Here is a 15,418-nt window from a genome sequence, read left to right as displayed (position 1 = left end):
GTGTGTCGATAACCCCTGCCGCGGCCATGGGTTCCGATTTTTCTCAAGGCGCCGGAACCGGAAGACGTGCACCGCGTTCGCGCTGGCAGGGCCTCCCGTCTTGAAACTGCAAGGGAACTCTGCCTATCTATAGGGTGTCACCTGATTTCGTGGGTGATTTGGTTGTTCTTGCTGCGAAAGGAAATACACTGAGAACAGCATTGCGGAAGAAGGCTGACATCATGCCTTCGCCGGCCAGGATCAGCGTAGATGACGCCGTGTCCCGTGCCATCAAGACAGTCCTTGCCAGTCTGGAAGACTCCAAGGCCGAAAATATTGTCTCAATCGACATTCAGCGGAAATCGAGCCTCGGCGACTATATGGTCATCGCGTCGGGCCGGTCGCACCGTCATGTCTCGGCTGTCGCCGACCACCTCCTCAAGGCGCTCAAGGATGCCGGTCTCGGCACAGCGCGCGTCGAGGGGCTGTCCGGCGCCGACTGGGTCCTGATCGATTCAGGCGACATCATCGTCCATGTCTTCCGCCCAGAAGTCCGCGAATTCTACAATCTTGAAAAGATGTGGCAGGCGCCGGACCTCGAGGAAGAGACCTTGCACTGAGCTTCGTCTCATGTCGTAACCATCCTGGGTGCGACATGGATTGAAAGCTCGCCGAGGCAGGGATGAAGATAGCAGTTCATGCCGTGGGCCGGATGAAGGCCGGCCCCGAGAGAGAGCTCGCCGACCGCTATTTCGAGCGTTTCGCCAAGAGCGGCCCGGCGATCGGGTTTGAATTCTCTGGTGTCGCCGAGATCGCCGAGGGACGAGCCCAGAACGCCAATGAGCGCCGCCGCGAGGAAGGCCAGAAGCTGCAGGCACAGCTGCAGCCGGGCACGGCGCTGTTCCTGCTCGACGAACGCGGCAAAAACCTGTCCTCAGACGATTTCGCCAGCCGTATCGGCCAGCTGCGCGATGGCGGACGCAAGGCGTTGGTCATCGCCATTGGCGGCGCCGACGGGCACGACCAGTCGATTCGCGATCAGGCTGAGCTGATGGTCTCGTTCGGCGCGGCGACCTGGCCGCACCAACTGGTGCGTGTCATGCTGGGCGAGCAGCTCTATCGGGCGGCAACGATTCTTTCGGGACATCCCTACCACCGTTCGTAAATCAGTGGGTCGAGGGTCAATCGTCCGGATTTCCGCCCCAATGCGCGGCTGTTTTGTGCTAGGCTTCGGTTCGATCATGGTTGATGGTTCGTTAACGAAGCCACGCATAGAGTCGGGCTTCAATGGCTGACAACGGGAAATCACGAACGGGCTTCCGGCACGCGCGCTGCGGCATCGCTGCGGCGGTGGTTTTGCTGTCGCTCGGGCTTGCACGGGCCGAAAATACGCTGGACGTGGCGCCCGACCCCGATCTGAGCCGTGCCGAATATGAGAAGGTGTCGGCCGAGATCACGCTGTCGTCCGAACGGCTGGCCAAGCTCGCCGCCGACATTGCTTCGGTCAAGAAGGACCATGCCTCGATCACCGCGGCGCTTATCCAGTCGGCTATGACCGAGCAGAAGCTCGGCCAGGACATCGAGGATATCGGCGCCAGGCTCGAAGGACTGAAGGGCGAGGAACAGAAGATCCGTGTCTCGCTGGCGGCGCGGCGCGACGTGCTGGCCGAGGTGCTGGGCGCGCTGCAGCGCATGGGGCTCAATCCGCCGCCGGCGATCCTGGTCAAGCCGGAAGACGCGCTGTCGTCGGTGCGCAGCGCCATCCTGCTCGGCGCAGTGGTTCCGGAACTGCGCCAGCAGACCGACAAATTGCTGGCCGACCTCAGGGAACAGACCCGGGTGACGGCCTCGATCGAGGCCGAGCGGACGCGGCTGACGGCTGCGGTCGGCGAGCAGACGGCGGAAAAGAAACGCCTCTCCATGCTGCTCGAAGCCAAGCGGAAGCTCGAGGCGGACACCTGGACGGCGATGGCCGCTGAAAAGGAGCGGTCCCAGGCGCTTGCGGCCAAGGCCGGCAGCCTGAAAGAGCTGATCGCTTCGCTTGAAGCCGACAAGAGCCGCAAGGCGGCGGATGCCGTCAAGGCAGGCGAGCAGAAAGCGGCCGACAGCGATAAGCCCGACGCCGATAACGCCGATGCAGGCACAACCGCGTCGACGGAACTGGCTTCGCTGCCCGTGCCGGAAGGCAACCGCCTCACCGCCGCCGCGCCGTTTTCGGCACTTCAGGGGCAAGTCTCGCTGCCGGTCACCGGCAAGATCAAGCTGCGTTTCGGGGCCGATGACGGTAACGGCGCGGTGATGCTTGGCGACATGGTTGCGACACAATCGGGAGCCATCGTCACGGCACCAGCGGACGGAAATGTGCTTTATGCGGGGCCTTTTCGCTCTTATGGTCAACTCTTGATCCTCAATGCGGGAGACGGCTATCATGTCGTCCTGGCGGGGATGAGCAGAATCAGCGTCGCGTCTGGCCAGTCGGTGCTCGCAGGAGAGCCGGTCGGCGCGATGGGAGAGGCCCGGGTGGCAAGCACCTCGGCCTCGAGGAATGGAAATGCCACGCCGGAACTCTATGTCGAGTTCCGCAAGGATGGAAAACCCGTCGATCCGACCCCATGGTGGGCGGACCGCTTCTCTGGAAGGACGTGAAATGATGCGGAAACTGTCGCTTCTTATTGCCGGTGCGCTGATGGGCGCGTCAGCGATGAGCCTGGTCTATGGCGCGCCCGGCTCGACGGCGAACGCTGCAGGCTCCGAGACCTATAAGCAACTGGCGATCTTCGGCGACATCTTCGAGCGCGTGCGGGCGCAGTATGTGACGCCGCCGGACGACAAGTCGCTGGTCGAAAACGCCATCAACGGCATGCTCACCTCGCTCGATCCGCACTCCTCCTACATGAATGCCGAGCAGGCGCAGGACATGCGTGTGCAGACCAAGGGTGAGTTCGGCGGCCTCGGCATCGAGGTCACCATGGAGAACGATCTGGTCAAGGTGATCACGCCGATCGACGACACCCCGGCTGCCAAGGCAGGCGTGCTGGCCGGCGACTATATCGCCAAGATCGACGGCCAAGAGGTTCGCGGCCTGACGCTCAACGATGCGGTCGAAAAGATGCGCGGCCTGGTCAACACGCCGATCAAGCTGACCATCCTGCGCCAAGGCGCCGACAAGCCGATCGAGCTGACGGTGGTGCGCGATATCATCAAGGTCAAGGCGGTCAAGTTCCGGGTCGAGAACGACATCGGCTACATGAAGATCACCTCCTTCACCGAAAAGACCTATGACGACCTCGAGAACGCCATCGACACGATCAAGAAGCAGGTGCCGAACGACAAGCTCAAGGGCTATGTGCTCGATCTGCGCCTCAACCCGGGCGGCCTGCTCGACCAGGCGGTGAGCGTGTCCGACGCCTTCCTCGACCGTGGCGAGATCGTCTCGACCCGCGGCCGCGACCCGAAGGACGTCACACGCTTCGACGCCAAGGCAGGCGACGACATCGGCGCCAAGCCGCTGATCGTGCTTGTCAATGGCGGTTCGGCCAGCGCCTCCGAGATCGTCGCCGGCGCGCTGCAGGACCTGCGCCGCGCCACAGTGGTCGGCACGCAGTCATTCGGCAAGGGCTCGGTGCAGACCATCATCCCGCTTGGCGAGAACGGCGCGCTGCGCCTGACGACGGCGCTCTATTACACGCCGTCCGGCAAGTCGATCCAGGGCAAGGGCATCACGCCCGACATCAAGGTCGACCAGCCGCTGCCGCCCGAACTGCAGGGCAGGGACCTGACGCGCGGTGAATCTGACCTCAAGGGCCACATCAAGGGGGCCGACGAGAGCGATACCGGCTCGGGCTCGGCTGCCTATGTGCCGCCGGATCCGAAGGACGATCTGCAGCTGATCTATGCCGAACAGCTGCTGCGCGGCCAGAAGACCGATCCGGCATTCCCGCCGAATCCGGAGAAGGCAGTGCTTAACCAGTAAAATCGACTGGTAGCTCTGGCTGCCCAATCGAAGCGATGCAATGCTGCCGGGACCGTGAGGTTCCGGCAGTTTGATTCGGGGGCAGCTGGGCGCTGTGCCTCAAAAGGCGCAGGGGACGCGCCGTCAGTTTTGGATCTGCGCATGGCGAAAAGATTTCGCCGATCATGCGCCCGGGGATGCGGCTTGGCTGACAGCGGCAAGGACATCGAACGCCCACTCGGACAGGCCGCCCGACCGCGTGCTGCGTCGCGCGGGATCAGCGCTGGCGCCGTCGCGGCGACGCTGGTCGTGCTGGCCGCGGTCGGCATCTCCGGCGCGATCGCGCTGCGCGAGAAGCCGTTCCGCAAACCGGAAGCAATCGCGGTCTCGACGCCGAAGGTGACGGCGGCGGCCGAGCCCGCGGCCGCAGCGCCCACTGCTCAAGCGACGGCGGCAGCGCCGAAGGCGGAAACGCCCAAGGCCAGCGGTCCGCAGATCATCCATGTGCAGTCCCAGGAGGGTGATGGCCCGCCCAATGCAGCCATCGTCATCCACGACCCGTCGACGATCGGCCAGAACCTGAAGATCGCGCATATCCCCGACAGGGCGCTGATCGAGGCCAGCGACACCGGCCCGTTGCCGGTTCGCGCCGCTGACGGCCGGCGGCCGTTCGATGTCTATGCACGGCCGTGGTCGGGTTCGCGCGGCGCTCGCGTGGCAATCGTCATCGGCGGGCTTGCGGTGTCGCAGACCGGCACGCAGGCCGCGATCGCCAAGCTGCCGGCCGAAGTGACGCTGGCTTTTGCGCCGCAAGGCAACAGCATCGGCCGCTGGATGCAGGCGGCACGGCAGCGCGGGCATGAGGTGGTCATGCAGGTGCCGCTCGAACCGTTCGACTATCCCAACGTCAATCCCGGCCGCAACACGCTGACAGTGGCGGCAAGCCCGGACGACAATCTGAAGAATCTGCGCTGGGCGCTGTCGCGGACCACCAACTATACCGGCGTCATGAACTATATGGGGGCGCGCTTTTCGGCCGACGCGACAGCGATGGGGCCGTTCATGGCCGAGCTTGGCAAGCGCGGCCTTGCCTATGTCGATGACGGCTCGTCCGCGCGGAGCCTGGCGTCCGATCTCGCCTTGAAGGACGGTGTGCCGTTCGTCGCCGGCGATACGGCAATCGACGCCGTGCAGGACCGCGGCGCCATCCTGAAAAAGCTCGACGCGCTGGAAGCGACCGCGCGTGCCAAAGGCTCCGCCGTCGGCATCGGCTCGGCCTTCGACCTCACCGTCGATACCGTGGCGTCGTGGGTGGTCGAAGCAAAAAAGCGCGGCATCGAGATCGTGCCGATCTCGGCGGTGGCCATCGACCCGGAAAAAGGCTGATCATGACGAAGAAACCTGTCGACCCCGAGACGCTGCCATACCGCCCCTGTGTCGGGCTGATGATCCTCAATGGCGACGGGCTGGTCTGGGTCGGGCACCGCATCGCCGAACCGGACAGCGAATTTGCCGGGACCACGCAGCTCTGGCAGATGCCGCAAGGCGGCATCGACGAGGGCGAGGAGCCGCTGCAGGCGGCCGGACGCGAGCTCTATGAAGAGACCGGCATGCGCTCGGTCACGCTGCTGGCCGAGGCGCCGCACTGGATCAACTACGACCTGCCGCCCGATCTGGTCGGCATCGCCCTCAAGGGCCGCTATCGCGGCCAGACGCAGAAATGGTTCGCCTACCGCTTTCACGGCGAGACCAGAGAGATCCAGATCAATCCGCCGCCGGGCGGCCACACCGCCGAATTCGATGAATGGGCATGGCGGCCGATGCAGGACCTGCCCGATCTGATCGTGCCGTTCAAACGGAAGGTCTATGAGGATGTGGTGGCGGCGTTCCGTCATCTAGCCTAGCTGATGTGACGGTTCGCACGGCACCTGATTCGTGCTTTATTGATCGGGACACCCGCAGCCACGAGACCCATATGAACGACGCCGGGCAATGGCCTCTTAGCGCAGCGTCTGGGCTGCCCCTCACCCGCCTGCCGGCTTTCGTCACTCGAAAAGCCAAGCAGTTGGCTTTTCGTCCGCTTTACGCCGACCGCTCCTCAATTCCCCGTATAGGGATAGGGAGAGATATCCGGCAGGACAATGAGGGGCAGCGCCGACTTCAGCGGGTCTGCGATGCATAAAGCCAAAGATACGATCAGCGAAGCGGCGGCCGGCGCCATTCTCACCATCGATCTCGGCGCTATCCGAGAGAATTACCGGCGGCTCAAGGCAAAGCTCGGCGGCGTGCGCTGCGCCGGCGTCGTCAAGGCCGACGGTTACGGGCTCGGCGCGCGGCAAGTGGCGGCGGCACTGGTTGCCGAAGGCTGCGACAGCTTCTTTGTCGCGCATCTCACCGAGGGTGTCGCGCTGCGCGACGCACTCGGACCGAAGCTGGAAATCCATGTGCTGAACGGGCTGCCGCCGGGCTCGGAACCCGAAGCGGTGGCTGCCGACCTTGTTCCCGTCATCAACAGTGGCGGACAATTGACGGCGTGGAGCAAAGCCGGCCAGAAGGCCGGCCGCAAGCTCAAGGCCGCCATCCAGGTCGACAGCGGCATGTCGCGGCTGGGCATGGCGCCGGCAGAGGTCGAGGCGCTTACGGCCGATGCTTTCGCCGGCGTCGATGTCGTCCTCGTCATGAGCCATCTGGCCCGCGCCGACGAGCCGGGCAATCCGGCCAATGACGCGCAGCTCAAAGAGTTCGAACGGCTGCGCAAAATGCTGCCCAAGGCGCCGGCGTCGCTCGACAATTCCTCCGGCATCTTTCTTGGGCCGCGCTATCAGTACGACCTCGCGCGTCCGGGCGCTGCGCTCTACGGCATCAATCCGACGCCTGATGAGGCGAACCCGATGCTGCCGGTGGTGCGGATCGAGGCAAAGATCATCCAGACACGCAGCATCGATAAGGGTGCTGGCGTCGGCTACGGACATGCGTTTCTGGCCAGCGGTCCCTTGCGCGCGGCCACGATCTCGCTCGGCTATGCCGATGGCTGGCACCGGCGCGCGGCTTCGGCTGCCTGGCTCGACGGCGTGCGACTGCCCTTTGTCGGGCGGGTGTCGATGGATTCGATCATACTCGACATCTCGGCCCTGCCGGCCGGCCGGCTGCGCGAGGGCGACCTTGTCGAACTCCTAGGCCCCTCGCAGAGCGTCGATGACGCCGCCGGTCATGCCGGCACGATCGGTTATGAAATCCTGACCAGTCTCGGCCCCCGCTTCCACCGCCGCTATATCAACGAATAGAGCCGCGACACGCCGCCCCTTGGCGGACGCCGCAGAATCCGGCAGACAGGAGGCGGCGGCCCTCTGACGGAAGTCGTCGTGGAGAGTGATGCGATGAAGATCTTCGTGTTGGGCGGCGGCGTTATCGGGGTCACCACTGCCTATTATCTCGCTGAGGCCGGCCACGAGGTTACGGTATTCGACCGCCAGAAAGGGCCGGCGCTGGAAACCAGCTTCGCCAATGCCGGCGAGATCTCGCCGGGCTATGCTTCGCCCTGGGCCGGCCCCGGCATTCCGCTGAAGGCAATCAAGTGGCTGTTGATGAAGCACGGCCCGCTGGTGGTGCGGCCGGCCTTCGATCCGTATATGTGGACATGGCTCATCAAGATGCTGCGCAATTGCACCGCGGATCGCTATGCCATCAACAAGGCGCGCATGGTGCCGCTCGCCGAATACAGCCGCGACACGCTGAAGGCGCTGCGCGAGGCGACCGGCATCGCTTATGATGAGCGGACCAAGGGCACGCTGCAGCTGTTTCGCACGCAAAAGCAGCTCGACGGCACCGGCGGCGATGTCGAGGTGCTGAAGAAATATGGCGTTCCCTACGAGTTGCTCGATCCCGAAGGCTGCATTGGGGCCGAGCCGGCGCTGGCCGGCGTGCGGGAAAAGTTTGTCGGCGGGCTGAGATTGCCCGGCGACGAAACCGGCGACTGCAAGATGTTCACCGATCGGCTGGCCGAGCTCTGCGTGGCGCGCGGCGTCACGTTCGAGTACGGCACGCAGATCCGGCGCTTCTCCAAGAACCGCAATCGCATCGTCAGCGTCGGCACCGACCAGCGCTCGCGCGCGGCCGACGCTTATGTGCTGGCGCTGGGCAGCTATTCGGCGCGCTTCATGCGCCTGCTCAGGCGCCCGATCCCGGTCTATCCGGTCAAGGGCTATTCGATCACCGTTCCTATCAAGGACGCGGTCGCCGCCCCGGTGTCGACGGTGATGGACGAAACCTACAAGGTGGCGATCACCAGGCTCGGCGACCGCATCCGCGTCGGCGGCACGGCGGAGATTTCCGGCTTCGATCTCAGGCTGCATGAATCGCGCCGGCGCACCCTCGAACATTCGGTCGGCGATCTGTTCCCGGATGGCGGCGACCTCAAGGCGGCGTCCTTCTGGTGCGGGCTGCGGCCGATGACGCCGGACGGGTCGCCGCTGGTCGGCCGCACCGAGTTCTCCAACCTCTATCTCAACACCGGGCACGGCACGCTTGGCTGGACGATGGCCTGCGGCTCGGCCAAGGTGCTGTCCGACATCATCTCCAGCAAGGTGCCTGATATCGATGTGCGGGAGCTGGGGCCGGAGCGGTATTTGAGGTAGGGGTGCTTTTTAAAGCTCGCGGGCCAGCACCCCCTCTGTCCTACCGGACAGAGGGGGTGTAAAGGATCGCTACAGAACGGCATTCCTTCAGCCTCGCCAGCCCCTCAAAACGCCTCCTTCACCCAACCCTTCGAGAACAGCCATCGGTAGGCCCAGGGGATCATTACCTTGGTCGATACCGGATTCGAATGGGCGACATAGTCGTCGTAGACCGGCTGCATCCTGGCGTAGAAGGCAGGGTCGAGCACCGTCATGCCGTTCTCCAGATCGTGGAAGAAACTGCGGTTGTTGAGATTGACCGACGAGATCGTCACCAGCCTTTCGTCGATCATCATGATCTTGGAGTGCAGCACGACATCGGGCGCCTTGAATTCGCGGATGTTGATGCGGTCGCCATATTTCTTGACGAACAGCTTGTTGAGCGCGGTCAGCAGCTTGCCGCCAATATCGCCCTTGAGGTCGATGCGGCCGACAATGTCGATCCTGACGCCGCGCGCCAGCGCCCGCTCGATGGCCAGGCTGAGCTTCGGCGTCAAATTAAGGTAGGGATTGACGATCTCGATATGGTGCCGGGCAGTGTCGATCAGCTCGACGAAATAGGTCTCGAGCGCATGGTTGTCCTCGTAGGGCACGGAAATGAAATGGCGCACCGTGCCCGGCGGGCGCCGGCTGTCGGAGCGCACCGGAATGGAGAAGGGTCTTGCGATGTTGGCGTCGGCGTCGCGCAGCCACAATGTCGAGAGATGCGCGGCCAGCGTCTCGACCGTGGCCGGGTCGGCAAACTCGATGTCGAAATCGCTCCAGTTCGAATAGTAGTTGAGCGAGAGGCCGTCGGTCTTGCCGTATTGCTCGAGGTTCGGATAGCGCGACAGGTCGATCGGCTTGTGGAACAGGAAGCCGTCATGAATGTTGCGGCCGCCGATGATGACGCGCGAGCGGGCGGGATCCTCGGCAAGTGTCGCCAGCATCTTGACGTGATGGGTCTTGTGCAGCTGTGACAGTTGCTCGTCGACCGGCGCGCCGTGGTCGGCCCGCCAACGATATTCCTGCAACTCGACATTGGGATAATCGGCCGCCAGCCGGTGCAGCAGGGCATCGTCCTTGTCGCGCTCCAGCACGTCTGTGACCATGATGCGCACTTTGGTGCCGAGGGCTGCGTGATGGCGGATCAGCCGCTCGATGACGCGGCCGGAAAAATCGGCCTTGAACTCCAGCGACGACAGATAGACCAGCTTGAGTTTCGGCGCGCGCGAGAAATCGAGCGGCAGTTCGGGGTCGGCCTTGTCGAAGGCGCTGTCGGGTAAAGGCGCGCCGAGCAGCGCTTCGACCTTGGCGTTGAAGCCGTCGCGCGACTTGCGTAACAGGCGCGGTGACCCGAGTGGCAGCGAACAGGTCTGCGACAGCCAGCGGCCGGCATAGAAGACGCGGGCGAGTTCATCCAGGCCGGATGGACCGGGCACTGGACAACGCTCGTAGCGGCTGTCGAGCGCGGCTATCGCCGGATAGGCAACCTCTTCGCGCAGGATGGTGAGCGGGGCGCCTGTCGGCGCCAGGCTGGAGCTGAGCTTGAGACTGCAGCGGTTCAGGCCATCGCTGGGGAACAGGCTGGCGGTTTGCCCGGCCGACAGGCGGAGCCGGAAGGCGGCGCCGCTCGCCACGCTGCGCGAGCCACCGCCGGCGCGAATCGCCAGCGCGCCGTCGCAGGCGCCTGATATGTCGACTGGCTGCTGGCCCGACTGGTGCAGCACGACCTCGACCGAGCGCGCCTGCAGGCCGGAAAAGCTGAACGTCTTTGGCGCGGAGGGCCGCGCGGCGGCGTCGACATAGAGCGTCTGCCGCGACACGCGCCAACGGCCGTTGAAATGGCCTTCGCCGGCTGTGCCGCTCACTGCCGGCATCTGTTCGGCGGTAACCGGCTTCGCCAGCCGTTCCAGCGTCCGGTAGGTGGCCTGGAAATCGCGGTTGGCGATGGCGTGGCGGTCATGTCCGAACGGACCGGTGCCGTTCGCCCTGTCGATGGCCCCGATCTGGTTGTGGGCGAGCAGCGCCAGAAACTGCCTTTCATAGTCGCTGGCACCGGCATCGCCGAAAAACGCTGCTGCTGCAGTCTGCGGTCCGGGCGTGCCGGCCGATACCGACGGCCGGCCGCAATCCTTCGCATCGGGGAAGAAATCGCAGCTGTGCCGGATCGGGGCGGCGCAACCGGCAAGGGCCGCCAGCCCCAGCCCGGCCAAGGCCAGGCAGATGGCGCGGTTCATCCGGTCGCACCGTTCATCGTCTTCAGTTCAGCCGGATCGCGCGGCGGCAGGAAGCCTTGCGGAAACACCTTGCAGACGGGAAGCGCGAAAGTGGCGATCAAAAGCTCGGCCTCGCCGCGCATCTTTTTCGGCGCTGTCTTGTCATCACGGATCGCCTTTGCCGAGGCGACGAGCGCGCCGTCGCAATCGCAATGATTATGGCGCGCGATGTAGCAGGCGTCATGGATTTGGCAGGCGCTGTCGAGGCGATTGACAGGGCGAGCCGAGAGGTCGCCGGTGCGGGTGCCGGGACCGCAATAATTGCCGAAGACGAAAGGCGACGGGCGGGCCATTGCGATGCGGACCGGCTTGGGCAGTTCGGCTTCCGGAACTTCGGTCCATGGATTGGCGCAGGCGGGAAGCGCGACAAATGGCAAGATGGCGAGCACCGCTCGCATTTTGATCCGCACCAGCTTTGCAAAAAAGTGTCCCACCCGGCGCAGCCAATCCTTAATGATAGGCGACATCGCGCTTGTTGCCACACTGGCCGATTTTGTGGCGAGGGCAAGGCGGCGCGGCCATCAGACAAACAGCCCGCGCTCTCTCTCGACCGCCTTGGTGATGAAGTTGGCGACGATCTGCACGCGGCGCAGCGGCCGGACCGATTCATGATAGACCAGCCAGTAGGCGCGGCGGATAGGCGTCACGATGTCGACGGGGATCAGCTCCGGCATCGAGCAGGCGACAAAGGTGTGCAAGATGCCGATGCCAGCGCCCGAGCGCACCGCTTCGGCCTGGCCCAGCGCTGAGGAGATGGCGAAGCTGGCGCGCCAGTCCGGGCTGAACTCCGCCGCATAGTCGAGCGACGGGCTGACGATCAGGTCTGGGACATAGCCGATCAGCGTATGCTGGCCGAGTTCGGCAGCGGTCTCGGGTAAGCCGTGCGCCTGCGCATAGTCGCGCGAGGCAAACAGGCCGAGGGTGTAGTCGACCAGCTTTCCCGCCACCAGCCTGCCTTCGCTCGGCCGCTCGACGGTGATGGCGATGTCGGCCTCGCGCCGCGACAGCGAGAAGGAACGCGGCACCGGCACCAGCTGGATGGTGAGTTCGCGGTGCAGCGCGGTCAGCGCGCCAAGACGCGTGGCGAGGAATGCAACGCCAAACCCGTCGGGCGCGCCGATGCGCACCGTGCCTGAGATATCGTCGCCTTCGCCCGACACGGCGGAGCGCGCGGCGATCATGTCGGCTTCCATGCGCTCGGCAATGTCGAGAAAGCGCTGGCCGGCCGGCGTCAGCTCGCTGCCGGTGGTAAGCCTGCGAAACAGTTTTGTCCGTAACGCATCCTCAAGCGCTGCGATGCGGCGCGAGACGGTGGCGTGATTGAGTTCCAGCCGCTTGGCGGCGCCAAGGATCTGCCCGGCGCGGGCCACGGCGAGGAAGATGCGGACGTCATCCCAGTTCATGGGGGTGGTCCGGGCTAGCGGCGAACGCGGCGTTCCCGCCCACCCCCCTCTGGCGTGCCGGCCATCTCCCCCGCAAGGAGGGAGATTGGCAGCTCCGCCACCTGCGTCTCTTTTGCTGCGTTGAAGATTTGCGAAGGCGGCGGCCACATCTGATCTCCCCCCTTGCGGGGGAGATGTCCGGCAGGACAGAGGGGGGTGTGACGGAGCGCAACCTTCGGGCCTTTCAGCAATCTGTAATTTGCGGCAATTAATGCACACTCGTCCTTCGTTGTCTATTTCTTGCACAACGGTTGCGTTTCCCCTCGCGTTGCCTTCGCGCCTGCAAAGGCGTTGAATGCTTCATCACAAACTCAGGGAGAGAATCCATGATCGAATACGGTCATTTCATCGGCGGCAAGCATGTCGCCGGGACCAGCGGGCGCAAGCAGGACGTCATGCAGCCCATGGACGGCTCGGTGCGCGGCACGGTGGCGCTGGCGTCGCCGGCGGAACTGCGTGCGGCTGTGCTGAACGCCAAGGAAGCACAGATCAAATGGGCTGCGACCAACCCGCAGCGGCGTGTGCGCGTGCTGATGAAGTTTCTTGAACTGGTTGCTCGCGACTATGACGAACTGGCCGATCTCCTGGCGCGCGAGCACGGCAAGACCATCGCCGACGCCAAGGGCGACATCCAGCGCGGCCTCGAAGTCGTCGAAGTCTGCATCGGTGCGCCGCACATGATGAAGGGCGAGTTCACCGACGGCGCCGGCCCCGGCATCGATGTCTATTCGATGCGCCAGCCCCTCGGCGTCGTTGCCGGCATCACCCCGTTCAATTTCCCGGCCATGATCCCGCTGTGGAAGATTGCCCCGGCGCTGGCCTGCGGCAACGCCTTTATCCTGAAGCCTTCCGAGCGTGACCCTGGCGTGCCGATGCGCATCGCCGAACTGTTCCTCGAGGCTGGCCTTCCGGCTGGCGTCCTCAACGTCGTCAATGGCGACAAGGACGTCGTCGACGCCATCCTCGACGATCCTGATATCAAGGCAATCGGCTTTGTCGGCTCGACGCCGATCGCGCATTACATCTATTCGCGCGGTACGGCGGCGGGAAAACGCGTGCAGTGCTTTGGCGGCGCCAAGAACCACATGGTCATCATGCCCGATGCCGACATGGACCAGACGGTCGATGCGCTGATCGGCGCGGGCTACGGCTCGGCCGGCGAGCGCTGCATGGCGATCTCGGTTGCCGTTCCCGTCGGCAACGACACCGCCAACCGGCTGATGGAAAAGCTCATCCCGCGTGTCGAAAGCCTCAAAGTCGGCCCGTCGACGGATTCGTCCGCCGATTTCGGCCCGCTGGTGACGGCGCAGGCATTGGAACGCGTCAAGGGCTATGTCGACACCGGCGTCAAGGAAGGCGCCAAGCTGGTCGTCGATGGCCGCGGCTTCTCCATGCAGGGCTACGAGGATGGCTACTATATGGGCGGCTGCCTGTTCGACAATGTGACGGCTGACATGCGCATCTACAAGGAAGAGATCTTTGGTCCGGTGCTGTCGGTGGTGCGTGCGCCGACCTATGAGAGCGCCATCAAGCTCGCCAACGATCATGAGATGGGCAATGGCGTGGCCATCTTCACCCGTGACGGGGATGCTGCTCGTGATTTTGCTTCGCGCGTCCAGGTCGGCATGGTCGGCATCAACGTGCCGATCCCAGTTCCGATCGCTTACTACACGTTCGGCGGCTGGAAGGCGTCGTCCTTCGGCGACCTCAACCAGCATGGTCCGGACGCGTTCCGCTTCTACACCAAGACCAAGACGGTGACCTCGCGCTGGCCCTCCGGCATCAAGGACGGTGCCGAGTTCGTCATCCCGACGATGAACTGACCGGACGATTTCGAAGATCGGCAAGAAGGCCCGGGTTCAACGTCCCGGGCCTTTCTTTGTACGAAACCGACATTGGCGATCACGTTCAAGCGATGGAACCAAGAGCCTGTCATCTGCCTTAAATTGCATTCCTGCCGTGTGCAGGCCATCAAAATAGCGCCGGTAGCAGCCGGGGTTCTCGTCTGGCGCAAGGAGGTGTCAGATGACACGACGTCTTGTGGCGGCTATGTTCTTTGCGGTGTTCGCGATGTCCGGCATCGCCCAGGCCAAAGCCGATCAATGCGCGGCGCGGACCGACCTGGTCAAGGCGCTCGGCGAGAAGTTCCATGAAAACCAAGCCGCACGTGGCCTGGTGAACCCGAATGTGGTGCTTGAGATCTTCGTCTCCGACCAGGGCACCTGGACCATCCTGGCCACCGACACACACGGCCAAAGCTGCATCATCACGGCTGGCGAAGGCTGGGACGGGGCGGCTATGGCAGCAGTCTTGCCGGGCACCTGATAAAAGAACCGGCCGGAAGTCTGGAGCAGAGACGGAGTTCAGCGTGTGGCGGCCACTTCGGCATGGCCGCGCAGCAGTGCCATAAGGCGTTTGGCGTCCTTGGCGGCAGCCTCTTCGTCACCAGCCAGGATCGAGCGGATTAGCGCGACGTGGTGCTCAGCCGATTCGGCCAGTCCTGTGTCGGCCTTGTAGCGAAACCAGAAGCGGCGGCTGTGGGTCTGCAGGGGCGCGGCCAGACGGGCCGCAAACGGGTTGTCGGCGGCCATCGCCAAGGCCTCGTCGAGCGCCTTGTCGGCCTGGATGAAGGCCAGCACATTGCCCGAGATGACGGCCTTCTGCATGGCAAGGGCTGCCTCATGAAACAGGTCGGCGGCCTCACGGGTGACGAAGCGGGCGGCCGAGCGCGCCAGCACCACCTCGACGCCGCGCCTGGCATCCAGCACGCGCAGCCAGTCGCCGGGATGAAGCGGGGCAATGGCGATGCCGGCGCGTGGCCTGACATCCAGCAGTCCTTCCCAGGCGAGGCGCTGGATCGCTTCGCGCACCGGCGTGCGTCCTAGCGCCAGCTTCTCGATGAGGGCGCCTTCGGTGACAAAGCTCGCCGGCGCCAGTTCCAACGTCACGATCATATGCTCGAGTACATGGTAGGCCTTGGCGGCGGCCGGCTCGGGGTATGCTGTCTCACTGGATATCAAAGGTGGGCTCCTGATATATCTTACATATATCATAACGAATTCCGCGTTGACAGCCGGTTTTCAAATAGATATACGGCTGATATATCAGATGGAG

Annotated in this window: 14 protein-coding genes; 10 read left to right on the top strand and 4 right to left on the bottom strand. The window is 64.2% G+C overall.

Annotation, left to right across the window (positions count from 1 at the left end; translation table 11 throughout):
* The first annotated feature begins 221 nt into the window (after positions 1-221).
* From rsfS to NLY37_RS21130, 8 genes are all read left to right on the top strand, one after another.
* Positions 222-599 carry a ribosome silencing factor gene (rsfS, locus tag NLY37_RS21165; protein ID WP_023668698.1) on the top strand — a complete coding sequence of 126 codons (378 nt, stop codon included), beginning with the start codon at positions 222-224 and terminating at the stop codon, positions 597-599.
* Between the two features lie 62 nt (positions 600-661).
* Positions 662-1,144, top strand: a complete 483-nt coding sequence (gene rlmH / locus NLY37_RS21160; protein WP_023668699.1) for a 23S rRNA (pseudouridine(1915)-N(3))-methyltransferase RlmH — start codon at positions 662-664, stop codon at positions 1,142-1,144.
* Positions 1,145-1,266: 122 nt separating this feature from the next.
* A complete protein-coding gene (locus NLY37_RS21155; protein ID WP_023742223.1) occupies positions 1,267-2,625 on the top strand; it encodes a murein hydrolase activator EnvC family protein in 1,359 nt (452 codons plus the stop codon).
* A gap of 1 nt (position 2,626) precedes the next feature.
* Positions 2,627-3,952 (top strand): S41 family peptidase, encoded by a 1,326-nt coding sequence (locus NLY37_RS21150; RefSeq protein ID WP_023668701.1) that lies wholly within the window; start codon positions 2,627-2,629, stop codon positions 3,950-3,952.
* A 183-nt stretch (positions 3,953-4,135) separates the two neighbouring features.
* Positions 4,136-5,317, top strand: coding sequence for a divergent polysaccharide deacetylase family protein (locus NLY37_RS21145; protein ID WP_023742224.1), 1,182 nt, complete (start codon positions 4,136-4,138; stop codon positions 5,315-5,317).
* Positions 5,318-5,319: 2 nt separating this feature from the next.
* A complete protein-coding gene (locus NLY37_RS21140; protein ID WP_023704925.1) occupies positions 5,320-5,835 on the top strand; it encodes an RNA pyrophosphohydrolase in 516 nt (171 codons plus the stop codon).
* Positions 5,836-6,105: 270 nt separating this feature from the next.
* Positions 6,106-7,215, top strand: a complete 1,110-nt coding sequence (gene alr / locus NLY37_RS21135) for an alanine racemase (protein WP_031246289.1) — start codon at positions 6,106-6,108, stop codon at positions 7,213-7,215.
* Positions 7,216-7,308: 93 nt separating this feature from the next.
* Positions 7,309-8,565, top strand: a complete 1,257-nt coding sequence (locus tag NLY37_RS21130) for a D-amino acid dehydrogenase (RefSeq protein WP_286440155.1) — start codon at positions 7,309-7,311, stop codon at positions 8,563-8,565.
* Positions 8,566-8,669: 104 nt separating this feature from the next.
* Here NLY37_RS21130 and NLY37_RS21125 read toward each other — a convergent pair whose 3' ends face one another.
* The 3 genes from NLY37_RS21125 to NLY37_RS21115 form a co-directional block, all read right to left on the bottom strand.
* Positions 8,670-10,823, bottom strand: a complete 2,154-nt coding sequence (locus tag NLY37_RS21125; protein ID WP_023742226.1) for a phospholipase D-like domain-containing protein — start codon at positions 10,821-10,823, stop codon at positions 8,670-8,672.
* Positions 10,820-11,260, bottom strand: a complete 441-nt coding sequence (locus tag NLY37_RS21120; RefSeq protein ID WP_023742227.1) for a phospholipase A2 family protein — start codon at positions 11,258-11,260, stop codon at positions 10,820-10,822. Before NLY37_RS21120 ends, NLY37_RS21125 begins: the two co-directional genes overlap by 4 nt.
* Before the next feature lie 123 nt (positions 11,261-11,383).
* Positions 11,384-12,265, bottom strand: coding sequence for a LysR family transcriptional regulator (locus NLY37_RS21115; protein WP_023742228.1), 882 nt, complete (start codon positions 12,263-12,265; stop codon positions 11,384-11,386).
* Between the two features lie 365 nt (positions 12,266-12,630).
* Between NLY37_RS21115 and NLY37_RS21110 the strand changes: the two genes are divergently transcribed.
* Both NLY37_RS21110 and NLY37_RS21105 read left to right on the top strand, forming a co-directional pair.
* Entirely contained in the window at positions 12,631-14,127 is a 1,497-nt protein-coding gene (locus NLY37_RS21110; RefSeq protein WP_023688916.1) for a CoA-acylating methylmalonate-semialdehyde dehydrogenase, read from the top strand.
* Between the two features lie 202 nt (positions 14,128-14,329).
* A complete protein-coding gene (locus NLY37_RS21105) occupies positions 14,330-14,629 on the top strand; it encodes a hypothetical protein (protein ID WP_023736859.1) in 300 nt (99 codons plus the stop codon).
* Between the two features lie 38 nt (positions 14,630-14,667).
* Here NLY37_RS21105 and NLY37_RS21100 read toward each other — a convergent pair whose 3' ends face one another.
* The gene (locus NLY37_RS21100; protein ID WP_050588433.1) at positions 14,668-15,357 is read right to left on the bottom strand and encodes a GntR family transcriptional regulator; all 690 of its coding nucleotides are present in this window, start codon (positions 15,355-15,357) and stop codon (positions 14,668-14,670) included.
* Positions 15,358-15,418 lie beyond the last annotated feature (61 nt).

It is taken from the genome of Mesorhizobium sp. C395A (assembly GCF_030323205.1).
Lineage (GTDB): Bacteria > Pseudomonadota > Alphaproteobacteria > Rhizobiales > Rhizobiaceae > Mesorhizobium.
This window is presented reverse-complemented; position numbering and strand designations above follow the sequence as displayed.